General features: G+C 59.3%; 27 protein-coding genes. 7 read left to right on the plus strand and 20 right to left on the minus strand.

Annotated features, from left to right (window positions below):
- The first annotated feature begins 94 nt into the window (after positions 1-94).
- Positions 95-1465, plus strand: a complete 1371-nt coding sequence (locus tag ACVWYZ_RS01825) for an amidohydrolase family protein (RefSeq protein ID WP_457465715.1) — start codon at positions 95-97, stop codon at positions 1463-1465.
- On the opposite strand, the gene ACVWYZ_RS01830 is transcribed toward ACVWYZ_RS01825, so the two are convergent.
- From ACVWYZ_RS01830 to ACVWYZ_RS01845, 4 genes are read right to left on the minus strand one after another with little or no spacing between them, the layout of a single operon-like run.
- Entirely contained in the window at positions 1373-1831 is a 459-nt protein-coding gene (locus tag ACVWYZ_RS01830) for an FxLYD domain-containing protein (protein WP_414332474.1), read from the minus strand. The two genes, ACVWYZ_RS01825 and ACVWYZ_RS01830, sit on opposite strands and share 93 nt — an antisense overlap.
- Positions 1832-1862: 31 nt before the next feature.
- Positions 1863-2489, minus strand: coding sequence for a 5-formyltetrahydrofolate cyclo-ligase (locus tag ACVWYZ_RS01835; RefSeq protein WP_457465717.1), 627 nt, complete (start codon positions 2487-2489; stop codon positions 1863-1865).
- A 44-nt stretch (positions 2490-2533) separates the two neighbouring features.
- Entirely contained in the window at positions 2534-2998 is a 465-nt protein-coding gene (locus ACVWYZ_RS01840) for an FKBP-type peptidyl-prolyl cis-trans isomerase (protein ID WP_011432059.1), read from the minus strand.
- A 60-nt stretch (positions 2999-3058) separates the two neighbouring features.
- Positions 3059-3739, minus strand: a complete 681-nt coding sequence (locus ACVWYZ_RS01845) for a VOC family protein (protein WP_011432060.1) — start codon at positions 3737-3739, stop codon at positions 3059-3061.
- A 76-nt stretch (positions 3740-3815) separates the two neighbouring features.
- Here ACVWYZ_RS01845 and cobJ point away from each other — a divergent pair, with 76 nt between their 5' ends.
- Entirely contained in the window at positions 3816-5711 is a 1896-nt protein-coding gene (gene cobJ, locus ACVWYZ_RS01850) for a precorrin-3B C(17)-methyltransferase (RefSeq protein WP_457465718.1), read from the plus strand.
- Between the two features lie 16 nt (positions 5712-5727).
- On the opposite strand, the gene modB is transcribed toward cobJ, so the two are convergent.
- Both modB and modA read right to left on the minus strand, forming a co-directional pair.
- On the minus strand, positions 5728-7515 hold the full coding sequence (gene modB, locus ACVWYZ_RS01855) for a molybdate ABC transporter permease subunit (RefSeq protein WP_457465719.1): 1788 nt from the start codon (positions 7513-7515) through the stop codon (positions 5728-5730).
- A gap of 37 nt (positions 7516-7552) precedes the next feature.
- Positions 7553-8314: a molybdate ABC transporter substrate-binding protein gene (modA, locus tag ACVWYZ_RS01860; protein WP_457465720.1), complete on the minus strand. Its 762-nt coding sequence runs from the start codon at positions 8312-8314 to the stop codon at positions 7553-7555.
- A 255-nt stretch (positions 8315-8569) separates the two neighbouring features.
- Between modA and ACVWYZ_RS01865 the strand changes: the two genes are divergently transcribed.
- Positions 8570-8782, plus strand: a complete 213-nt coding sequence (locus ACVWYZ_RS01865; protein ID WP_414413814.1) for a TOBE domain-containing protein — start codon at positions 8570-8572, stop codon at positions 8780-8782.
- A gap of 26 nt (positions 8783-8808) precedes the next feature.
- Here ACVWYZ_RS01865 and ACVWYZ_RS01870 read toward each other — a convergent pair whose 3' ends face one another.
- From ACVWYZ_RS01870 to ACVWYZ_RS01935, 14 genes are all read right to left on the minus strand, one after another.
- A complete protein-coding gene (locus tag ACVWYZ_RS01870) occupies positions 8809-10461 on the minus strand; it encodes a helix-turn-helix domain-containing protein (protein WP_414407054.1) in 1653 nt (550 codons plus the stop codon).
- A 343-nt stretch (positions 10462-10804) separates the two neighbouring features.
- Complete coding sequence (locus ACVWYZ_RS01875; protein ID WP_011432066.1) at positions 10805-11062, minus strand: hypothetical protein; 258 nt, start codon at positions 11060-11062, stop codon at positions 10805-10807.
- 94 nt (positions 11063-11156) lie between these two features.
- Positions 11157-11534, minus strand: a complete 378-nt coding sequence (locus ACVWYZ_RS01880; RefSeq protein ID WP_457465722.1) for a FeoA family protein — start codon at positions 11532-11534, stop codon at positions 11157-11159.
- Between the two features lie 28 nt (positions 11535-11562).
- Positions 11563-11862: a 2Fe-2S iron-sulfur cluster-binding protein gene (locus tag ACVWYZ_RS01885; protein ID WP_099813376.1), complete on the minus strand. Its 300-nt coding sequence runs from the start codon at positions 11860-11862 to the stop codon at positions 11563-11565.
- A 42-nt stretch (positions 11863-11904) separates the two neighbouring features.
- On the minus strand, positions 11905-12270 hold the full coding sequence (gene nifW / locus ACVWYZ_RS01890; protein WP_414522058.1) for a nitrogenase-stabilizing/protective protein NifW: 366 nt from the start codon (positions 12268-12270) through the stop codon (positions 11905-11907).
- Complete coding sequence (locus ACVWYZ_RS01895; RefSeq protein WP_011430665.1) at positions 12267-12530, minus strand: CCE_0567 family metalloprotein; 264 nt, start codon at positions 12528-12530, stop codon at positions 12267-12269. The genes nifW and ACVWYZ_RS01895 overlap by 4 nt, the downstream gene beginning before the upstream one ends.
- A gap of 60 nt (positions 12531-12590) precedes the next feature.
- Entirely contained in the window at positions 12591-13046 is a 456-nt protein-coding gene (locus ACVWYZ_RS01900) for a NifX-associated nitrogen fixation protein (protein ID WP_457465724.1), read from the minus strand.
- A 2-nt stretch (positions 13047-13048) separates the two neighbouring features.
- Positions 13049-13468, minus strand: a complete 420-nt coding sequence (gene nifX / locus ACVWYZ_RS01905; protein WP_414342057.1) for a nitrogen fixation protein NifX — start codon at positions 13466-13468, stop codon at positions 13049-13051.
- Positions 13469-13549: 81 nt separating this feature from the next.
- A complete protein-coding gene (gene nifN, locus ACVWYZ_RS01910) occupies positions 13550-14887 on the minus strand; it encodes a nitrogenase iron-molybdenum cofactor biosynthesis protein NifN (protein WP_457465726.1) in 1338 nt (445 codons plus the stop codon).
- Entirely contained in the window at positions 14875-16281 is a 1407-nt protein-coding gene (gene nifE / locus ACVWYZ_RS01915; protein ID WP_099887423.1) for a nitrogenase iron-molybdenum cofactor biosynthesis protein NifE, read from the minus strand. Before nifE ends, nifN begins: the two co-directional genes overlap by 13 nt.
- On the minus strand, positions 16272-16631 hold the full coding sequence (locus ACVWYZ_RS01920) for a Mo-dependent nitrogenase C-terminal domain-containing protein (RefSeq protein ID WP_011430660.1): 360 nt from the start codon (positions 16629-16631) through the stop codon (positions 16272-16274). Before ACVWYZ_RS01920 ends, nifE begins: the two co-directional genes overlap by 10 nt.
- A 3-nt stretch (positions 16632-16634) precedes the next feature.
- Entirely contained in the window at positions 16635-16859 is a 225-nt protein-coding gene (locus ACVWYZ_RS01925) for a DUF2949 domain-containing protein (RefSeq protein WP_011430659.1), read from the minus strand.
- Positions 16860-16901: 42 nt separating this feature from the next.
- Entirely contained in the window at positions 16902-17447 is a 546-nt protein-coding gene (locus tag ACVWYZ_RS01930) for a ferritin-like domain-containing protein (protein ID WP_011430658.1), read from the minus strand.
- Between the two features lie 54 nt (positions 17448-17501).
- Positions 17502-17795, minus strand: coding sequence for an Asr1405/Asl0597 family protein (locus ACVWYZ_RS01935; RefSeq protein WP_011430657.1), 294 nt, complete (start codon positions 17793-17795; stop codon positions 17502-17504).
- Positions 17796-18566: 771 nt separating this feature from the next.
- Between ACVWYZ_RS01935 and nifB the strand changes: the two genes are divergently transcribed.
- The 4 genes from nifB to nifU are packed head-to-tail and all read left to right on the plus strand — an operon-like array spanning position 18567 to position 22522.
- A complete protein-coding gene (nifB, locus tag ACVWYZ_RS01940; RefSeq protein WP_457465728.1) occupies positions 18567-20003 on the plus strand; it encodes a nitrogenase cofactor biosynthesis protein NifB in 1437 nt (478 codons plus the stop codon).
- Between the two features lie 23 nt (positions 20004-20026).
- Positions 20027-20320, plus strand: a complete 294-nt coding sequence (fdxB, locus tag ACVWYZ_RS01945) for a ferredoxin III, nif-specific (protein WP_414373898.1) — start codon at positions 20027-20029, stop codon at positions 20318-20320.
- 34 nt (positions 20321-20354) lie between these two features.
- Entirely contained in the window at positions 20355-21554 is a 1200-nt protein-coding gene (gene nifS / locus ACVWYZ_RS01950; protein WP_457465729.1) for a cysteine desulfurase NifS, read from the plus strand.
- A gap of 56 nt (positions 21555-21610) precedes the next feature.
- Positions 21611-22522 (plus strand): Fe-S cluster assembly protein NifU, encoded by a 912-nt coding sequence (nifU, locus tag ACVWYZ_RS01955; RefSeq protein ID WP_414355673.1) that lies wholly within the window; start codon positions 21611-21613, stop codon positions 22520-22522.
- Positions 22523-22751: the final 229 nt, after the last annotated feature.

The following is a 22751-nucleotide window of genomic DNA, read 5'->3' on the forward strand; positions in this document are numbered from 1 at the left end:
GGTAATTTAAGACATCTTTATCTGATTTGGCCTATCATTCAGTCAACTGTAGTTGCTTCTTTCCATCCTAAGTTCAAACAAATAGCCACAACATATGGATCTCATTTTGCGCCGGGCCAATTTGCCGGATGGCCGCAAGGGAATCGATATCGGTATCCAGGGGGATCGCATTGTGGCTCTGGAAAACAACTTGCAAGCCACTGCCCCCCAAGAAATTGATGTCAGCAACCGCTTGGTGTCGCCCCCCTTTGTGGATGCCCACTTTCACATGGATGCCACCCTCACCTATGGGATCCCGCGCATCAACCAATCGGGGACGCTGTTGGAAGGGATCGCCCTCTGGGGGGAGTTGAAGCCGCTGTTGACCCCCGAGGCGGTGATGGAGCGGGCCTTGACCTATTGCGACTGGGCGGTGGCTCGTGGGATCCTGGCCATCCGCACCCATGTGGATGTGTGCGATCCCAAGCTGTTGGCGGTGCGGGCGCTGCTGGAAGTCAAGCAAAAAGTGGCTCCCTACTTGGATTTGCAACTGGTGGCTTTTCCCCAGGATGGCTACTATCGCTCGCCAGGGGCGGTGCAGCTTCTGGAGAAGGCTCTGGATTTGGGGGTGGAGGTGGTGGGCGGAATCCCCCACTTCGAGCGGACGATGGCCGAAGGGACGGCTTCGGTGCGGGCCCTGTGCGAGATTGCAGCAGCGCGGGGTCTGCGGGTGGATCTGCACTGCGACGAGACCGACGATCCGCTTTCGCGCCATGTGGAAACCTTGGCCTACGAAACGCTGCGGCTGGGCTTGCAGGGGCGGGTAGCCGGATCCCATCTAACTTCCATGCACTCGATGGACAACTACTACGTCAGCAAACTGATCCCCCTGATGGCCGAGGCAGAGCTGGGGGTGATCGCCAACCCGCTGGTCAATATGGTCATCCAAGGTCGCCACGATACCTACCCCAAGCGACGGGGGCTGACCCGGGTGCCCGAGCTGATGGCCGCAGGCTTGACGGTGGCCTTTGGTCATGACTGTGTGATGGATCCCTGGTACCCTTTGGGCAGCGGCAACATGCTGGAGGTGGCCCACATGGCCATCCACGCCGCCCAACTGACTGGCTATGAGCAGATGCGCCAGTGTTTTTTGGCGGTAACAGAAAACCCGGCCCGCATTCTGGGGTTGGAAGGCTACGGCCTAGAACCCGGTTGCTATGCCGATCTGGTGGTGCTCCAGGCTGCTGATGCTGTCGAAGCTATTCGCCTGAAACCGGCTTGCCTGTATGTCTTCCGCCGGGGCCGGCTGATCGCCCAAACGCCGCCTGTGGTCGCGCAACTCCATTTGCCTGAGCGCCCCACCCAGGTGGAGTTCACCCGCCAGCTTTGGACCTCATCGGCGCACGGTACCGCTGAAGCCGCTGGCTTTGAATTGCTCCAGGGTGAGGGGCAGGGGGCTGGTTATGGGCACCGAGATGCGAATTGAAAAAGGGCTCTCGCCGGGAGGAACTTCTGCAATGGCCCCCAGGCGGGTACGCTCCGGCAGAACCTCGTTGCCGTTGGCATCGTAAAGCCGACCGAAGACATCCGCGTTCAGCAGGGTATTTTTGGAGCGGTTGACCACTGTGCCTTCGACGAACAGGCACCTGGCCGGTATGGGGTTGCCGTTGCTGGTCACCAGGTTGGTGTATTCGGGGGTATCGGGACAGGGGGTGACGTGGAGATCCTTCAGTTGCAGGGGGATCGCCCCAAAGCCCATCAAGAGCACCGCCAATGCCACACAGCCAAAGCTCATGCAGACAAGACGCAGCTTTTGGGTTAGCCACTGCGCCGGCTTCCAAACTTGGCTCATCGTTTTTCCTCCAAGGCCCACCCTCTTTAGTCTAGGGGATCCCCGTCTCGTAGAACCTTTCCTCGGTTTGGATCCCATCCAGGCGCTGATCCCAAGGATCCTGAGGTAGAGGCTGCTCCAGTAGGCAGGCTTGGGGGACAATGCCCCACTTGGGCACACTGGGATCCGGCAAAGCGGCCAAAAAGCGGTCGTAATAGCCGCCGCCATAGCCCAAACGCCTTCCCCAACGATCGCAGGCCAGGGCAGGCACCAGGATCAAATCCGCCTCGGTGGGGTCGAGGGTTTTGCTGTGGGGAGAGGGCTCCAGTAGCCCCCGGCGATTGGGAATCAGCTCAGCCGAGCCGTACCGGTGCCACTGCATTTGCCGCTGCGGCAGACAACGGGGGATCCCCCACTGCTTCTCCGGGAAAAGGACAAACAGGGATCCCAGATCTACCTCGGAGCCAAAAGCTACGTAAGCCAGGATGGTTTTGGCAGCCAAGAGCTGGGGGCAAGAAGCCAAGTGAGCCACTACCTTTTGACTGATGAGGGATCTGTCCAACCCCTGCCGCACCTGGCGAAAGTGCTGGCGCAGGCGAGCTTTTTCTAGGGCAGGATCTGCTGCCAGAGAACTGGGCCGCCAAGAAGAAGACAGTTCCGGGGAAGGGAGTTCCTGCACAAGCCCAATGCCGCTTGGATATTCGGTCTCTGCAAGATCTGAATCTACTGGATGGCCAGGAGTTCCACTTCAAAGTCCAGGGTGGCGTTGGGGGGGATCACCCCGCCTGCCCCGCGGCTGCCATAGGCCAACTCCGGCGGAATGCGCAAGTAGCGCTTGCCCCCCACCCGCATGGTGGCCAGCCCTTCCTCCCAGCCACGGATCACCTGCCCTACTCCGTAGGTGAAGACAAAAGGCTGATTGCGCTTGTAGGAGCTATCGAAGATGGTGCCATCCTGTAGCTTGCCCACGTAGTTGACCACCACCGTTTGCCCCGGCTGAGGCGAAGGCCCACTGCCTTGAGCAATATCGTAGTATTGCAATCCCGACTCGGTGGTGATGAAGTCCTTGGCTGGGGATTGCACGCTCACCACCGGATTGTCCTTGGCCCGCGATAGAGCTATGGCCGGCTGGCCGCCCCACACCCCAAGCCACAGCAAGCCCAGCACCAACAGCAGCACCCGTTTCATCCGTTGGCGTCTCCCCACCGCCGACTTTTTGCTTTCCTTTACCAATCTTAGAGGATCTCGCTAGCCTTTCAGTTCGGCAAATTCGATGATCTGACCCTGGTGATCCCGCACCCAAAAGACAAAGGGTTTCTCGGAGCGAATGCTGTTGCGGATCCCTTGTTTGTTGATTCGCTTCAGAAGGGCCTTAAGGGACTCCCGCTCATAGCTGACATGGCGATAGCGAACGCCGCTGCTGCGGCCCGCTGCCGGTACAGTCCCGTAAGCAGAAGCAGATGAGGAGCTAGGCCTAGAGGCGTTGCCGTAGGAACCGGACCCCGCATAGGGATCTGTAGAGCCAGGGATCACGTGCAATTGAACATTGTCGGAGAGTTGGTACCAAAGTCCGGGGGTATCCAATTGGGTGGGCCCAGAGGTGGGACGGGCTTTGGCATCGAAGCGGGGACTGAGGCCAATATCCCCTGGAAAGTAAGCGGATCCCAGGCTGTAGCCGACCATGCTTTGCTCGTAGCCGTAGTAGTACTGCAGGGGCAGCTCCGCTTCCGGCAGTTTCAACACCTTCTCGTAAAACCCTCTGGCCTGCTCCAAGTCCGGCACGATGATGGTGTGGACGCGGGGAGCGCCGCTTAAGAATGTCCACATGGCCCCCCCATAGGCCGATAGCAGCAAAAACATCAGCCCCTTCGTGGAGAGCAAAACCTCCAGGGGGATTAGGGGCAGCATCAGTCCAGGTGGGATGACCATCGGCACTTGTCCCTTCGCGGGTGGCTCTATGTCCAGTATAGGATCTGGGGAGAATCCTGGCCTTGGCCCACGCTCGATGAAGCTTGCTCTGTTTGCCCCCAGCCCGCGCGCCCGCCGGTTGGCCAACTCTCTGATCCCGCTCTTGGGCAAGGAGGTGAGCTGCTGGAGCAAAGCTGACCCGCAGGGGCTGCCCTCCCCCTGGCAAGCCTACGGGGATCCCAGCCATCCCACAGCGCCCAGATCTCTGGCAGAAGCTGTTGCCCAAACTTGGCCCCAGGTGCAGGGCTGTCTTTTCATCCTGGCTGCCGGCTCGGTGGTGCGGCTCATTGCCCCTCTCCTGCAGGATAAGCAGCGGGATCCGGCGGTGGTGGTGGTGGACGAAGCCGGTCGCTGGGCTATTAGCCTGTGCGGGGGACATGTGGGGGGGGCCGATGCCCTGGCGCGGCAGGTGGCCGCTACCTTGGGAGCCCAGCCGGTTCTCACCTCTGCTTCCGAGGGGCTGGGGATCCCGCCTTTGGATTTGCTGGGGGATCCCTATGGCTGGCGGCGGGGCCAAGGGGATTGGAATGAGGTGGCCGCTGCCTTGGCTCGTGGGGAGCCCGTGGCCGTTCACCAAACCTGTGGCACGCAACTTTGGCGGCGGGCTTGGCCGGCAGAGTATCCCCTGGTGGCTGCCTCCCCTCCCCATCCTGTGGCCCACATTTGGATTGGGGAATACCTCTCCCCTGCCACGGGGATCCCAACCGTGCACTGGCATCCGCGGGTGCTCTGGGTGGGGGTGGGCTGCGAGCGGGGCACCACCCGCGCTTGGCTAGAGGGATCCCTGCGCCGCCTGCTGCAGGCCCAGGGGCTGGCTTTTGAGGCCATTGCCGGCTTGGCCACCCTAGAGCTCAAGCAAGACGAGCCGGGTCTTCTGGAGCTGGCTCAGGCCCACGGCTGGCCCATTGAGTTTTTCTCGGCAGAGGCCTTGGCCGGGATCCCGGTTCCCCACCCTTCGGAGGCCGTTCGGCAGGCGGTGGGCACTCCCTCCGTAGCCGAGGCGGCTGCTCTTTTGGCGGCTCAGATCTGGGGAAGAGGTGACCGAGCTTTTGAGAGGCCCTCTTGCGTTGCGGAGGGGAAGGCAACTCTTCTCTGCCCCAAGCAGGTCTTCACGTCAGAAACCGAAGGGGCCTGCACCCTGGCCATTGCCCGCGCGGCGCAGGAGTATTCCCCTCGCAGCGGCCACCTCTGGCTCATCGGCACTGGTCCTGGGGATCTGGGTCAATTGACTTTGGCTGCCCGTATGGCTTTAACTCAGGCCGATGTGGTTGTTGGCTACCAGCTTTATCTGGATCTGGTGGATCCCCTTTTGCACCCCGGCCAAATCCGGGAGGCCTCTCCCATTACCCAAGAGCTGCAGCGGGCCAAACAGGCCATCGCTTGGGCGCAGCAGGGGCTGAAGGTGGCGGTGATTTCTTCGGGGGATGCGGGCATTTACGGCATGGCGGGGCTAGTGTTGGAGTGCTTGGCCCGCTCTGGCTGGGATGGGATCCGCCCTTCTCTAGAGGTGCTGCCGGGGATCTCTGCCTTCCAGGCGGCTGCCGCCCGGCTGGGGGCTCCGCTGATGCACGACTTCTGCGCCATTTCCCTCTCGGATCTGCTTACCCCCTGGCCAGTGATTGCAAAACGCCTGCAGGCGGCTGCAGCTGCCGATTTTGTGGTGGCCCTTTACAACCCCCGCTCCCGGCAGCGGCTGGATCCCTTCCTCAAGGCTCTACAGATCTTTCTGCAGGCCCGGCCCGCCCATACCCCCGTGGCTTTGGCCCGCAACCTCTACCGCCCCGGCGAAACCCTCCACCTCACCACCCTAGGGGAGCTGGATCCAGAGCAGGTGGACATGCTCACCCTGGTCTTTATCGGCAACTCCCAGACCTTTCGCCATGGGGAGCGGCTGATTACCCCGCGGGGCTACCGCTTGGGCGAGCCCACCTGACTCCTGGGCTCTAGACTCAAAACACCCTCAGATGCCGGGGATCCAACTGTAGCCACCAGGGGGATCCCCAAGTCTCCACCTCGCGCCAGCGCTCCCGCCACACCTCAGCTTGCAGGTGATAGTCCTGGCGGTGGGCAGGAGGACCGCCCAGCCTAAAGAAGAGAGTCAGTCGGTGGGGGGTCTCGCTCCACTTCACCAGCCAAGCCGGAAACGTGTTGGGCAGCTTCCCGTCGGGCCTGAAGGTGAGGTGGTGGGCGCGGATGGCGATGTATTCTCCCGCTGGGGATCCCTGTACCTGCAGCTCACAGCCCCAATCCAAGGCCAGCACCCGTTGAGGGCCCAGGAGCTTGGCCCGCGAGATGTTTTTGCAACCCGTCAGTTGCGCCACACTAAGGCAGGGGGGAGCCTCAAATAGCTGACGCTTGTCCCCCTGGGCAATGATTCGCCCCTGCTCCATTACAGCCAGATCCCCGCAGAGGCGGAAGGCTTCCTCAATGTTGTGGGTTACCAAAAGCGTGACTCCCTTGTAGCCCGCTAGGATTTCCCCCATCTCCTGCTCCAGTTGGCTGCGCAGGTGGGCATCCAAAGCAGAAAAAGGCTCATCCAGCAGCAAGATCTCCGGCTCAGAAGCCAAGGCTCGCGCCAGGGCCACCCGCTGCTGCTGTCCTCCGGAGAGCTCCGTGGGATAGCGGTTTTCCCAGCCCTTCAGCTTGACCAACCGCAGCTGGGCCTGGATCCGCTCTTGTTTTTCCGCTTCGCTCAAGCCCGCAGGGATCCCAAAAGCGATGTTCTGGGCGACGGTGAGATGGGGAAACAGAGCGTAGTTCTGGAAGATCACCCCTACCCGTCGCTGAGCGGGGGGCAGCCGGATCCCCTGTTCGGCGTCGAACAGGGCCCGCTCGTTGAGCAAAATGCGCCCCCCATCCGGGGTTTCAATTCCGGCAATGCAGCGCAAAAGCAGGCTTTTGCCGGATCCAGAGGCCCCCAGCAAGCCCAGGGGTCGCCCATCGCAGCTCAGTTGTGCCTGCAGCTCAAACTGGGGCAGCTTCTTGTAGATGTCTACCCAGAGGCGAGGGGCCGGAGTTGAGAAATCCGGATCCCTTCTGGTGAGAACCTGTAGAGGACGAGAGGGAGGTCGCTGCCAGGGCCGTCGCTGAAACCAAAGGTTAACTGCCGTCATCACCCCCAAGGACAACATCAAGACCAAGGCCGAGCTAATGGCTGCCCCCCGCATGTCCCCCGCCTGAACGGCAAAGAAGATGGCCATGGATAGGGTTTGCGTGCGGCCCGGGATATTGCCTGCCAGCATCAAGGTGGCGCCGAACTCCCCCAGAGCGCGGGCAAAACTGAGGGTAATCCCCGCCAGGATCCCTGGTAAGGCCAAAGGGATCAGCACCCGCGTAAAAATCTTGGCCCTGCTTGCCCCCAGCGTGCGGGCTGCCGCCACCAGCGTCGGGTCGATCTGCTGGAAAGCTCCCAAGGCCGTGCGGTACATCAGGGGCAGGGCCACCACCACTGCCGTGATCACCCCGGCATACCAGGTGAAGATGACCGATAGGTTCAGCGAGGCCAAAAGTTGTCCCAGAAGGGTTCGCCGACCAAATAGCAGCAACAATAGGAACCCCACCATGGTGGGCGGCAACACCAGCGGCGCCAACAAGAGGGCCTCGATGAGAGAGCGCCAGCGACCTCGGTAGTGCAACATCCCGTAAGCTGCCAGCGTCCCCACCCCAAAGGTGATGCCCGTGGCCAAGCCGGCAATCCGTAGGGAGATCCAAAGCGGGGATAGGTCGTAGTCGCTCATTTGGAGCAACTCATCCGCGCCATTGCAGAGGGATCCCTCACAAGCGGATAAAGCCGTACTTCACAAACACCTCTGCTGCTTCTTCTGAGGTTAAAAACTCCAAGTAAGACTGTCCGGCGGGAGTATCGCGCACCAATGCCACCGGGTAGATAATTGGCGTAATGGGATCCGCCGTAGCCACTACCCGCACCCGATCCGAAAGCTGAGCATCCGAGGTAAACAGGATCCCGGCGTCGGCATTGCCCTGCTCCACCGCCGTCAAAATTTCCCGCACCGTGCTGGCAAACACCATCTTGGGCCGCAGCGTCTCAAACACCCCCGCCTCGGTGAGAATTTCCTGGGCATAGCGTCCGGCGGGCATGGCCTGCAGATCCCCAATGGACAGAACCCGGATCTCTTCCGCCACCAAGTCGGCAAAATCCTGAACCTTGGTTCTGGCATTGGCAGGCACAATTAAAGCCATGCGGTTGCTGAGAAGATCTCGCCGGGATCCCTCCACCAGCAGGTTTTGCTTGGCAAGGGCGTCCATAAAAGAGGCGGCTGCGAAAAATACTACGTCCAAAGGAGCCCCCTGCTCCACCTGTTGCTGGAGAGAGCCGGAATTGGCGAAGTTGTACTCAACCTTGATGTCGGGATAGCGGGCGGTGAACAACCGGTCGATTTCCGTTAAAGCCGGTTGCAAGCTCACCGCAGCCCCCACCAAAATGGGCTGAGATTGCGCCAAGCCGGGAGCCGACCCCCACCTCAAAGCCAGAGCGGCCAGGATCCCCAGGAATAACATTGCAGTTCTTCGTTTCATAGCCATTTTTCTTTGACCCGTGACGACTTTCAGAACAGGAAAATCCACCAATCGCTCGGTACTTTGACCATTAGAGGTTGCAGTTTGTATCTCGAAGATACATAATCTAGACTATTGGCAGCCCTTCCTCCCCAGAGGCAACGATAAGCATCTGATAGTATTGAAACCGGTGTTGAATGACCATCCGGCAAGCTCCTCTCTTGTTCAGTTCGGTCAACACCCCTGTTGCTCTGCTTGTTCAACAAAGGAGAAGTCATGCAAATCAGCACTCGCAACTTTTTTAAAGGAACTGTAAAAAGCTTCCAGGTGGGCATGGTCAATGCCGAAATTGTTCTGGAAGTTGCACCAGGCATAGAAATAACAGCCATTATTTCTAAGCACTCTGCCGAACGGTTGGGTATAGCAGTTGGAAAAGAAGCGTATGCTGCCATCAAAGCCTCGGATGTGGTCATTGCCGTGGATGAGTGAGTGGATGAGTGAATTGAGTGACTGGCCTAGACTTGCTGTTGCCTGGGATCCAAATACAGGGCTTTGATAAGGCGCTGGCGATCGTTTAGGCTGATCTGAAGCCGCCCATTCTCTACATCCCGCACCCAGCTCTGGCTGCGCCCCAGCCTCTGGGCCAATTCCCGCTGGCTGATTCCCTTTTGCTGGCGTGCCGCCGAGATATCCGCTCCACGCAAAGCTTTGCTTGAGGGGAAGTCTTTTGGGTTTTCGGGAGGGCCAGGGAGATCCGAGTCTGTTGCAACAGGCGCAGACTTTGCCCTACGCTGCCGCCGAGATCCCGATTCTCGGGTCGGGGATCTGGCTTCTTGAACTACTCGACGATGCCAGTCGGAGGGCAGATGAAATCGTTGAATGCGAGCCTGCATCAAGAGTCCCCACTTGCCCCGCGGCCCGGCAGCCGTCAGCAAGCCACCGTTGTTGGCATCTTCAATCCAAAAGTTCAATGCCTCGTCCGCATCCTCGGGCACAGCTTCCAGGCGAGCCCACAGGGGTTGAATGGAAGAAGGATAGGTGAGGGGATCGAACTCCGGCTTGAGGCCGTAGTGGTTGAGAACCTCCAGATCGCTTTCAAAGGTGCGCACCAGCCGTTTGCGTTCTTGGAGATTGAGATAAGCTTCCTGCAGTCGCTCTTCCCCGTAGGCCACTCGCATCAGGGTGGGCACCGTCAGACGCTGTTGCCGCCCCATCCTCACTTTGAACAACAGCCACAGCAGCAGGCGCATGGCTCCTTCATGGTGTTGCCAATGGCTCATCACGGCCTGCAGCAGGGATAGGGGCAGGCTGCTGTACTGATAAAAGGCTTGCCCCTGGCGGCACCCTTGTCGATTGAGAAAGTACCGTGTCCATTCGCCGGGCTGAATCGCCCAAGTCAGGCCCACCAGATGGTTGCAGCCCTGCTCATCTTTTTGAAAGTGGCGATGCATCTTGAGCAGCCTCCACAGAGGGCCAGCCGGTACCGAAAACCCCTTCACCCGCCCCTGATCCGGCCAATCGATGGAGACTTGAATCCGACAGAGCTGCTCTATCCAGGTCATGAACAGGTGGAGACGGGTCATCTTGCTCAGATCTTTACGTTTATCCCAGCCCAAATAGGACTCCAATTGTGAGTCGGTGAAAACAAAGGATTCCTTCCAGGGGCTATCCAACCCGGCGGCATAGGCAGCAAAAATAAGATGCAAACAGGCAGTTCGCACATCGATCGGAGCACTTTGTGGGATCCCGTCCAAACATAGAGTTAGGGTCAGGGATCCCTGGTTGTGGCCAACAGATTTCTGATAGCAAACCTGGTTGTCTCCCTGCTTCTGAAGATTGAGAGATTGAAATTGAGATAGGAAATTGCAGGCTTCCCAAACCACAATCGATGAAGCAAAAGCCTGGCTATGGCCGTTCAAAAATAGAGGTGGACTGCTGCGAATGCGGGCCGTGACCGTGCGGTTGCGCCCCTTCATGGCTTCATAAGGCTGCGGGGCAGAACCGGGACACAGGCTAACGCACTGAGGTTCTGGGAAGAAACCTTCGCAGTCATTGCACAACAGAGGATTAATCCAGTATTCCCCATCCTGGACAACGATAGCTTTTGTAGGACAGCTATCTACGCAAGCGTTGCAACCGATACAATCCCCTGAGATTTGATAAGCCATAGCCCTCAAACTCCATAACGTTTCCCTGTAGCTCTCCCTCGTTCACACCTGCTATCGCATCTGCGCAACCCTAAACCCGGCCATGGAGACCTTCCTCGCAAAGCCGTGGCAGCCCGGCGAGAGACCTTAGTTTAAGGTCTGTTTCCTAAGCTCAATTCGTGAACTGGATTGAACGATACCTCAAAAGATCCCCGGCAGGCCAGGGAGATTTGGTCTAGGGTGAACCTTCTGGAAAGCTTTGTTTTCTCTTAACTTCTAATGTTTGCAGTGAACTTTTGAGATGGCTTTGCAGGCTACTCCTCCCTCCTTGAGAGCCTTTTAGGGATCCGAACTGCAACAAGTGTCAGGCGAAACGCTCAATAACCAAGCCGACACAAGGTCGTCCGCCCACCCAATACGTCGATTCATCGGCAAGGTTGTGGCTTGGCTCTAGATGCCAACCCAAGGGATTGGGTTCTAGCTCCAGCGCCCGCACGATTTCTTCTGGGCTGAGCCCTGTGCAGAGTTGAATGTGTTGCAACTTGGGAAATGGCTTTTCCACAAGGCTAAGCTCTTCAGCAGCTTTAAGGATGGAGCCCAGGTGTAGCAAACAGGTGTTCATAGCTTTGCTCCCAAATCAAGATAGATTATGAAGAGATGTGCTTACCTTGAGTGTCTCTCATTGCAAATTAAAAATTGGGTAAATAGACTACATTTTAGAAGGCTCTTGGCAAATTTAAGATTGTTTTCTTATTCGGTTCTTGGGTAGACATCAAGGCGCAACGGGGATCCATGTAAACCCAGATGGGTTTAGCTAAATGAGCAGGAAGGGAAAGTTGGCCACTGGATAGGAGTAGGATCCACTCAGGGTGACGTTGGATAACCTGGAGATAGGTACCTGGAGTGAGACCCATTTGCTGCAATTGGGCGCAAGCAGCTTCGGATCCGCGCAGTTGGTAGATGCGACCTTCTTCTCCAACCTTCATGAGTTGGAGAGGAGATATGGTTATTGAGATCTTAGGGACGGTGGGCGGGGCCAACATACAGGGATCCCTAATCTTAGAAGAGGCCATTTGAGCCTTGCCCGAGTCCATTTGCGAGCAGCTTGGAAGCAGCGATCTATCAAACCAAGTAAGCTTCCTGGTGAGTGCGAATCGTACAATTGGAGCGAGGTTTAGCCACGCAGAGCAGCACAAATCCTTTGGCTATTTGCTCCTCATCCAGAAAGGTTTGCTCCGATTGATCGACTTCTCCTTCTACCACTTTGGCCACGCAAGAGGAACAACTACCGGAGCGGCAGGAAGAGGGCAAATCCACATCTTGATCCTCAGCCGCTTCTAGGATGGTCGAATCTTCATCTACTGAGATATAGGTGTCGAGCCGTCGTTTTGGGTTAACCAAGTGAACTGTGTAGGTAGCCATGATGGAGTCTCCAGAGAGTTGACGAGGGGTAAACAAGGGAGCTTAGGCAGGGATCCCAGGGCTGCATTCGCCCCGCTCTCCCAAAGAGCTGCAGCCGGCACAGCCGCCGACAGCATCTGGACAACCGTAGTCTTGAAAGACTCGGAATAGCTTCTCCTGCTGCGGAGTAGAGGTGAGAAAGGTTTGGTACGCTTTTTCCAGCGCTTGCCGGGCTTGCTCCAGCCATTCTTCTTCGCTGCCCTGGAAGTGCTCCAGAGGAGCCAGATACTGAGCGAATTTGCGTAAGATATGCAGGCGATTCACGTTGACCACCCGCGGATCGTAGGGGAGCTCGAAAAAAGCGAAATAATCCTCGGCATTGACTAGGGCTTGGAAGTCTTTCCAACGGCGGTTGTGGTTCCAACTCATCGGCAGGTCTCCAGGGTTTTCAAGCGTTGTCTGAGGGTGTGCAGCCGGGCAAACAGGGCATAGGTGCGGGCTGCCAAGTCGGGGAGTCGCTCGAACCCGTCGGGTAGCCCCTCGGCCAGATCGTGCAGATCCATTTTCAGTTGGCCTGCTTTGCTGTTTAGGCGCTTGATCTCGCTGCGGAGCTGGTCGGCAGACAGGTGTTCAAAGGGCTCGAAATCCAGGCCGTTCACAACATTCTCAACGTCACTCTCATTCAACATGGGCAAGGCACTCCTGATGGCTAAAGAAATTGCTGCACAGACAAAAGGGGAGGCAGGCGGCTACAGCCGGCCCACCTCGGGGTAGGTTCGGGCCAGTTGGATCCCTTTGTCGATAAGGGCAGTGGCTTTTTCGCTGAGCTGTTCGAGGGAGTCAAAGCCAAAGCGATGGGCGTCTCGCAGGGTGTTGACCACCAACAACAGCCGCCCCGAGAAGACCAGCACCCAACCAAAGCCTTCGCTGTTGAGATCCAGCACCACCTGAGCCAGGAGGCCCGTCTCCTTTTCGATCAGGGCGGCAATGGCGCGGTAGTAGATGAGGATGCGGCTCCGCACTGCCGGATCCACCTCCCCTTCGAGGGATATCTGGCGTTTTTGGGCTTTGGTGACGACAAAGGGCTTGAGCAGCAACTCATCACTCCAGGTGCGGTAGGTGCCGTAGGGATCCGCCGCCCGCAGCTGGCGGACGATCTCCTGCAGGATGGGGCTGGTCGAGGGGGAAAGAGGGGTAACCGTCATGGCTAAACCTCCGCAGGGGAAGTAGAGGGATTTGGGGCTTCGGCTTTGCGGGCGCGCTCGGCCAAGAGCACTTTGCGCAGCCAGGGGGGAGGATTGTGCAGGGTGGTTACCAGGCGCTGCAACAAGCTCTCGATGGATTCTTCTTCCGACTGCACTTTGATGGGGGTGATGCGGCGGTTGATCAGGCGGGCGGCGGCACTGCTGCCAATGGCAGCCACGTAGATGAGGGTGACATCGGCCAAAGCCTGCAGCTTGGGCACCAGCTTGTCCTCGTTGCCATCTGCCTCCAAGTTGCCCCCAAAGGTGAGGGTCTTACAAAATCGGTAGCCTTCGGGGGTGACTTCGTAGAGGTCGATCTGGTTGGCCCAGCCAAAGTGGGCATTGACGTGCTTGCCGTCGCGGGTTGTAAAGGCCACTTGCATAGGCGTTCTCCTTAGAAACGTGAACTTGAGGGTTTGGGGGAGCTAGGGGCACTTGGGCTGCCCTTCGAAGCTCTGGATCCCTTAGAATCCCTGCCTAGAAACCTGGGGTGGGCTGGGGTGACGGGCTTCCTCCTGCTCCATCAGCAGGTTGCCGACGGCAAACAGTTGGGATAGGGTGCCGCGATAGCCCACCTGACAGATGTGGTTGGCCCCCAGCCGGTCGAAGATAGGGATCCCCATTCGATGCACTGGGATCCCCAGCCGCTTGCCCAGGCGCGCCACGTGGGAGTTGCCCACCAGCAGGTCAGCCCCGGGTGCTAGCTCCTCCAGATCCCCCAGATCTCCCACCCGCACTGCCTCAATGGGAAGGGTGCTCAAGTGGGGATCCGGTGTGGGACTGATGGCCGCCTGGATCTGACAGCCCATATCCAGCAGCCAGTCCACCCACCCCCAGAGCAGATCGGCTTCTAGGGCCAAGGCAATCCGCTGGTTGCCGAAGAAAAAGTGGCAATCCAGGAGGGCATCCTGGACTTGGCTGCGCTGGCGGCGGTAGCGAGAGGGCACCGGCTGCTGGCTGTGATCGGCCAAGGTTGCCAAAAAGGGATCCACAGCCTTGAGACCGGTCAGGTGGGGGAAAACCCGATAGGGGGTGCCAAAGCGCTGGGCCAGGATCTGAGCGGCAGGGCGCATGCTCTCGCCGACAGCTATGGTGAGGCCGGATCGCCCGAGCTGGCGCAATTGCTCAAGGGTGGTGCCGCCGTCTGGGGTCGCCCTAAAGCCGGTGCCCAAGTGTCCGTCCAGGGAACCCGCGGGATCCGGCACCAGGATCGGCTCTAGGCCAAAAGCCTCCGCCATTTCTTTGATCTCCTGGGCGTCGGCAGGGGTGAGGGCAGGCCCGCACAGCACCGTTACCTGGGCAGGGCGGACGGATCCCGACGGCGATTCCGGCAGGGTGCTGACCAAGCTGTTGACGGCGATGGCATAGCCGTCTTGCAGAGATCCCTTAAAGTCAGGCGTGGAGGCCAAGACGATGGGCAGATCCTGCAATTGCGGCTGGCGTCGGCGCAGCTCCCGCAGGATGCGCGGCATATCGTCCCCGCGGGTTTCCGTGAGGCCGGTGGTCAGAAGACCAATCAGCTCCGGCTGGGCCTTCTCCACCAAGGTGAGGATGGCAGCTTCGACATTCTCCTCGCCTCCCAAGATGGTGTCCACTTCGGACATGGCAGTGGTGGACATGGGAATGGCCTCGCGGAAATGACGTACCAGCAGCGCTTTGGCAAAGGCCGTACAGCCTTGGGAACCGTGGAAGAGCGGCAGACAGCCCTTGATCCCCAGAAAGGCCAGGGCCGCCCCCAGCGGAGCGCTGAGTTTGAGGGGGTTGACGCTGAGGGGCTTGCGTTCTTGAATCAACTGGGCCATCCTCCCACCTCCTTTGCTGCTGAGGTCTCCCAGGGGGCAGGCCGTCGCAACTGCTCCCAAATGGGACTGTGGAGGGCGGCATCGATCTCCCGCGCCAAGTTCACCAGGCCGCGATAGCCGGCATAGGCATGGTGCCGCTCCTGGTTGATGTCCAGAAAGGGGATGCGGGCCTTGAGGGCGGTGTACTGGTTGCGTCCGCCGGCGATGAGCAAGTCCGCTTTCGTGCGCTCCACCACCTTGAGCAGCTCTTGCGGGCTGCCCTTGTCCAAGAGAATGCCATCCTGGCCAAGCAGCTCGCGGATGCGGGCTTTGTCTTCTTCGGTGCTTTTGCGGGTGCTGGTGGCCGTTACCTGCATCCCCAGATCTCGAGCGGCGGAGATGATCGACCAACTTTTCACCCCGCCGGTATAAAGGACAACTCGTTTGCCCGCCAGCCGCTGCCGGTAGGGGGCCAAAGCCGCCTCGGTGGCGCGAGTTTCCCGCTCGATGAGGGCCTCGGTACGCTCCTGCAGTTCGGGATCCTTCAGCCCTTGGGCAATGGCCCGTAGGCAGTGGTTCATCTCCTGCAGCCCGTAAAAGGAAGCCTCAATGTAGGGGATCCCATAGCGCTCCTGCATCTTGCGGCCCACATTGAGCAAGGCTTTAGCGCAGATGAGAACGTTTAGCTTGGCCCGGTGGGCGGTACAGATCTCGTGGTAGCGGCCATCGCCGGTGATCTTGGCCAAGATGCGGATCCCCAGCTCGTCAAACAGAGGCAAGACATCCCACAGCTCGCCGGCAATGTTGTACTCGCCGATGAGGTTAATGTCGCGGGGAGTGGTGTACTCCGGGGAGGCGGTGCCGATCACATAGTCCAGCAGGGCTTCTCCGGCCAGACGGTTGCCTAGGTTTTTGCTGCCCACAAAGCCGGGCGCATTCACCGGAATGACCGGGATCCCAAGCTGGCGGCTGGCCCGCTGACACACGGCCTCCACATCGTCGCCAATGAGGGCAGTTACACAAGTGAGATAGACAAAAATGGCGGCAGGCTGGTATTTGGCCTGCAAGTCAAGGATGGCCTGGAACAGCTTTTCCTCCCCCCCGAAGATGATCTCGTTCTCGCTCAGATCGGTGGTGAAGCCCACCCGATAAAGCTGGGGGCCAGAAGAGAGGCTGCCCCGCGTCCCCCAAGAGTTGCCGCTGCAGGCGATTGGCCCATGTACTAGATGGGCGGCATCGGCGATCGGCACCAGGGCAATCGAAGCCCCGTCAAAGGCACAGCCTCCCTGCGCTCCTCCTGGCTTGGCTTGCTCGGCACAGACTTTGTTTTTGCCTTTGCCGTCTTTCTTGTGGTTGTGCTCGCAGGCGGTCTCGTTGAGCAGCTCCGCCACTTTAGTCCGGCTGATCAAGGGCATGATGGGATCTCCTGAGAAGAGGGGGGCTGGGGTTGAGCCGCAGCTTCGGCCAGATAAGCCGCCGCCCGCAGCCGCAGGGCGATGATCTCCTCGTAGAGGGGGTTGATGCGACAGAGGGCCGGAATGTGAACGGTGCGGGATCCCAGTCGGATATCCCGCTCAAAGGGACAGGAAGCCGGGATCAAACGACAAATCCAACGCGCCTGCCGGGATCCCCGAATTTCAATGCTGTTGAGCCAGCGGCGCGGCCACTTCAGGGCGGATCTGAAAATTGAGTTCAAAACCAGGCCGAGCCATCCCAAAGGGTTGCCGACTCTGGGAAAGGGAAGAGAAGGGTAGGGATAAGTCATGGCTTAAACCTCCGAATGGGTAGAATTGGTAACAAGAGGAGGGGGAGCACACCATTCAAAAATCTGCTCCAGTTGCTCCAAGGAAATCAGCCCGTAATGCCAGAGGATCATCGGCAGGGGGCCCTGTTCACACCCATGCCGTTTCAGGGCGAAGGTGAGGGCGGATTCCGGGATCCCAAGCTCGACTTGCAAAAACTGGAGCAGCGGCGCCCGATCGGGGGTAAGCATGGCAGAGTCTCCCAAAACGAGGGGTGGGCGTAGATGGGCAAGCTAGGATGGGGACAAGCCCAAAACCAAGCTGTCGGCAGCCAGAAAGTGGGCCAGGTGAAAGGCCCGTTCTTCCGTCCGCAGCAAAATCTGCTCGTAGAGGTGACGGGTGGCGCGATCCCCAACACTTTCCGCCAGAGCCGCCTGGCGACGCAGCAGATCGATCAGGCTTTGCTCGGCCCGCAAATCCGCTTCCAGCATGGGCCGCACGGCCAATGCATCGTCCCCTTCCGGGCTGAAGCAGCACAGCTCCGCCAGCTTGGCAAAGCTGGAGGCCGGGATCCCACCCAGGCCGTTCAGGCGCTCCCCCACCTCATGGGCGTGGTTCTGAACTTCCTGTAGACTTTCGTTGAAAAATTGGTGAATTGAGTAGAACTCTGCTCCTTCCACAACCAGATGGTGCTTCAGATACTGCAAATACAGCCCCTGAAGACTGGCCCAAACTAGGTTGAGGCCCTCGCAGATGGGAACCGTGATCTCCCGTCCCAGGTGAACGGGGTTGTCTCGGACTTGTTGGAAGGAGCGAGTCGAGGGGGATGGAGTGCTCATTGGCGCTACCAAAACGAGGTGAACAGGAGAAGCAAGGAGGCAAACGGCAGAGGTTCAGGGGTGGTCATCCCCTCCTGCAGATCTCTCAGGGGGATCCCAGGTTTGGAGAGACCAGCAGCGATCCAACCAATTCAGCCAGCCAGAGCGGTCAAGGGCGAAAAGGCGGAGCACACTGTGGACGAGGAGGGCTTCGGTGGGGGTGCGAATCATCACCCACAGTTGGCCGGTCGGGGTACAGCCACAGGTCAAATCCAGCTCCTGCAGACGGTAGAGAATCCGCCAGCGATCGCAACGGGGCACCTGCAGCACTTCAGCCGTTTTCGGTGGGGGAGAAACAAGGGGGGACATAAGCTCACCGGTTGGGAAGCAGGAGGGAGTCTCAGCAGAGGGCAGAACCGTTGGGTTTCTGTTCCCCCGCTTATATCCCCCGCTTATAGCAAGCGGCTGCAGGGGCTCAGGCTTGGCAGCGGGCGATCAGGATTGATTGAGTTATTGCCGATGTACTCAAACCCTGGAAGCTTGGCCCAGAGGGCAAAAAAAGTTTTTCTGAGGGCAGGGGGTTGAGTCTTTTGCCCGCAGGGATCCGGTATTTTTGGGGAAGGGTATGGGTATTTGAGCGAGTACATCCCCCCTGTCACAACAAGAAAGTCCGACGGCCTGCCGCCGCAATAGTCTTCACTTCCTTGGCGAGGACTTTGCCCCAGGGGGATCTTTCCTCAAACTCAAACGGCTATTTTCAGTACACTTTTGGGCTGATACGATATTAAATCGTAGCAATTGATGCAAAACGCAGCCGAGGCTGCGGCGCTTGAGTGCATCTGAGCAGATTTTTAGTATTTCTTAAGCATTGCCCCAAGCCCTTGTCGAATCAGGGATTCCGGGGATCCTCCCCACAGCCGGATCCCCCGCCCCTTTGGGTCAAAATACGGCATCCCCGGCCTTGAAAAACCAGACCCTTGACCCCTAAAAAAAGTTGGATTTGGCCTGCCATCAGGCTTTGCAGGTCTTGAGTACAAAGCCAATAAACTCGATCAGTTCTACCGGGCTGAGTGCAACGGAGCGGGCAGAGGGCGGTTGATATAACCGCCAGTAACGTTCTATCCCCTGGTTGACCCCACTATGCCGCCCCTTTCAACTCCGCCCCGCCAGGGATCCCCTTCCCCATCGGCCTGCGCTTGCAGCAGCAGCCCCCGCCAGGCCCTCCCCCCTCATCTGCAGCAGCGCATCGCCACCCATCCCTGCTACAGCGAAGCGGCTCACCATCACTACGCCCGCATGCACGTGGCGGTAGCCCCCGCCTGCAACATCCAGTGCAACTACTGCAACCGCAAGTTCGACTGTGCCAACGAGAGCCGGCCCGGTGTGGTCAGCGAGCTGCTGACCCCGGCGGAAGCCGCCCACAAAGTGCTGGTGATTGCCGGCAAGATCCCGCAACTGACGGTGGTGGGCATTGCTGGGCCTGGGGATCCCTTGGCCAACCCCAAGCAAACCTTCGAAACCTTTGCCCGCATCGCCGAGAAAGCCCCGGATCTCAAGCTTTGCCTTTCCACCAACGGCCTGATGTTGCCGGACTACATCGACGAGATCAAACGGCTGAACATCGACCACGTCACCCTGACCATCAACATGGTGGATCCAGAGATCGGAGCCAAGATCTACCCCTGGATCCGCTGGCGGCGCAAGCGCATTCGAGGGGTGGAGGCAGCCCGCATCCTGCACGAACGGCAGATGGAAAGCCTGGATCTGCTGCGGGAGGCAGACATCCTCTGCAAAGTCAACTCCGTTCTCATTCCCGGCATCAACGACACCCACCTCTTGGAAGTGAACCGGGTGATCCAGGAGAAAGGGGCTTTCTTGCACAACATCATGCCCCTGATCTCGGCGCCTGAACACGGCACCTACTTCGGCCTTATCGGCCAGCGGGGCCCCACCCCTCAGGAGTTGAAAGCCCTGCAAGATCGGTGCTCCGGCAACATGCGGATGATGCGCCACTGTCGCCAGTGTCGGGCGGACGCGGTGGGCCTTCTGGGGGAAGACCGCAGCCAAGAGTTCACCAAGGAGCGCTTTATGCAGATGACCCCCGAGTACGACCCCGAAAAACGCCGCCAGGTACAGGCAAGCATTGCCCAACTGCAAGCTCAGCAGCAGGCAGCCCCGACCCACTGGACAGCCGACCTGCCTCCCGACAGCCCCTCCATCCTGGTGGCCGTGGCCAGCAAAGGCGGTGGCTTGGTCAATCGCCACTTCGGCCATGCGCGGGAGTTTTTGATCTACGAGGTCAACGCCCGTGGGGCGCAGTTTGTCGGCCACCGCAAGATCCCGCAGTACTGCCACGGGGGATCCGGGGAGGACAACAACCTAGAGCAAATCCTGGATCTCATCAGGGATTGCCGAGCCGTGCTGGTCTCCAAGATCGGCGATTGCCCCATGAAGCGTATTCGCGAGGCCGGCATCGAAGTGGTGGAAGACTACGACCTCATCGAAACGGTGGCCCTCAAGTTTTACCGCACCTGGTTGGTCAACCAGGCCCTGGACAGCAAATCTCCCCGATCCTAAAAATCTCGCTTTGGAGCTTGGCTATGGCTACTGCAACTGCTCTCACCAAAGGCGGACTGCCCTGGATCCCACAGTTTATCGAAAGCCTGGATATCACCCGCTGCCTCGGCTGTAGCCGTTGCCTCAAAGTCTGTGGCCGTGGTGTGTTTGCCCTCAGAGCCCTCAACGAAGACGGCGAGTTTGTCGACAACGAAGAGGAAGAGGAAAGCGAGCGTAAGGTGATGACCATCCTCAACGCTGCCCTCTGCATCGGCTGTCAGGCTTGCGCCCGCATTTGCCCAAAGCAGTGCCATTCTCACGCTCCGCAAGCCGTTTAACTTTGCCCAACCCCTATCTTGTACCGGAGCCTGTATGAACCCTGTGATCTACCTGGACAACAACGCCACCACCGCTGTGGATCCCCTGGTTCTGGAGGCGATGCTGCCCTATTTGCAGACCTTCTACGGCAACCCCTCCTCGATGCACAGTTTTGGCGGCCAGGTGGGGCGTGCCCTCAACCAAGCCCGCGAACAGGTGGCAGCCCTTCTGGGAGCCGACCCGACGGAGATCGTCTTCACCAGTGGCGGCACCGAAGGCAACACCACGGCCATTTATGCAGCCTTGGCAGCCCAACCCCAGAAGCGCCACCTCATCACCACGCAGGTGGAGCATGCTTCAGTGCTGAATGTCTGCAAGCACCTGGAAAAACAAGGCTACCGCGTCACCTACCTCTCGGTGGATGAGCAAGGCTGCCTGGACTTGCTGGAGCTGGAGGCAGCCCTGACCGGCGATACTGCCCTGGTGAGCTGCATGGCCGCCAACAACGAGACGGGCGTGCTTTTCCCCATCGAGGCGGTGGGATCCCTGGCTCGCAGCTATGGGGCTGTTGTCCATGTGGACGCAGTACAGGCGGTGGGCAAAATCCCCCTCGATCTGCAGCGCCTGCCAGTGGATCTCCTCACCCTTTCCGGGCACAAGCTGCATGCCCCCAAGGGGATCGGCGCCCTCTATGTGCGGCGGGGCTTGCGCTTCCGTCCTTTGCTGCTGGGAGGGCATCAGGAGCGAGGCCGCCGCGCCGGGACGGAAAATGTGCCGGGCATCATCGCCCTGGGCAAGGCAGCGGAGCTGGCCCAAGCCCACCTGGGGGATCCCCATGAGCGGCTGCTGCGGGATCGCCTGGAGCAGGGCTTGCTGCAGCGGATCCCGGATGTCCAGGTTAACGGCCACCCCACTCAGCGGCTGCCCAACACCACCAACTTGGGCTTCAAGTTCGTGGAAGGGGAAGCGATCCTCTTCTGGCTGAACAAATACGGCATCTGCGCCTCCTCCGGCTCCGCCTGCACTTCCGGATCCCTGGAACCCTCCCATGTGCTGCGGGCCATGCGCCTGCCCTACACCGTTTTGCACGGCTCGATCCGCTTCAGCCTCTCCCGCTTTACCCAGCCGGCAGAGGTGGAGCGGGTGCTGGAGGTTTTGCCGGGGATCATCGAGCATTTGCGGGCCATCTCCCCCTTCAGCCACGAGGCGGAAGACTGGCTGCAACAGCAGGAACGGGAACTGGCTCGCCGCTGACCCCCCTCAAACTCATCTTCCCTCGACCGTTAGCATCCTCAACTCAGGATCCAGCCATGTGGGACTACAGCGAAAAAGTTTTGGAACTCTTCTACCACCCCAAAAACCAAGGGGCAATGGATCCCAGCTCCGAGCCTGGTGTTCGGGTGGTGGTTGGAGAAGTGGGCAGCATCACCTGCGGCGATGCCCTGCGGCTCTACTTAAAGGTGGACGAGGCCAGCGAGCGCATCTTGGCTGCCAGCTTCCAAACCTTCGGCTGCACCAGCGCCATCGCCTCTTCCTCGGCTCTGACGGAGCTGATCACCGGCCTCACTCTGGATGAAGCCCTGCGGATCGACAACCGCCAAATCGCTGACTACCTAGGCGGCCTGCCCCCCGCCAAGATGCACTGCTCGGTGATGGGGCAAGAGGCTCTGGAGGCAGCCATCTACAGCTATCGCGGCCTTCCTCTGCCTGACCACACGGATGATGACAGCGCTTTGGTCTGCTCCTGCTTTGGCGTCAGCGAGCAAAAGATCCGCCGCTTGATCCGGGAAAACCACCTCACCTCCGCTGAGGAAGTAACAGCCTACAGCAAAGCGGGTGGTGGCTGTGGTTCCTGCCTGGCCCAGATTGAAGACCTGATCGCCGCTGTTCTGGCCGAGACTGACGCAACCCCTTCAGAAGATTCAAGAAATTCAAAAGGGAACTCCCAAAACCAGACAGAGCCCTCTCCCGCTGCTCCCTCTCCCCTCACCACCTTGCAAAAGATCGCCCGCATTCAGGCCGTCCTGGAGGAGGAAGTTCGCCCGCTGCTGTTGGCCGATGGCGGCGATGTGGAGCTTTACGACCTGGAAGGGGATCAGGTGTGGGTGCGCCTCAAGGGATCCTGCACCACCTGCCCCAGCCAGCAAAACACCCTGCGGTTGCTCATCGAAACCCGCCTGCAAGAACAGGTGTGGCCCACCTTAACCGTGCATGCCCTCTAGTTGCCCATTCTCGATAAGCCTGAGAGCCCTATGATCTGCCCCACTGTTACTCCCCGTCGCTTCCCCCATCTCCTGCCTCGATTCGGGAGAGCCCCACCGTTCAACCGGTTTGCTTTTGGATTCCAAGGGATCCAAGGCTGCCTTCCCGCGAGCTGAAATCCTTTGCAGTAAGGATCCCGTCTCGCTAATGCGACCAGTTGCGCCCATTGGCAAGAGATTTCTAACCCTT

The sequence above is a fragment of the Thermostichus sp. MS-CIW-37 genome (assembly GCF_054060065.1).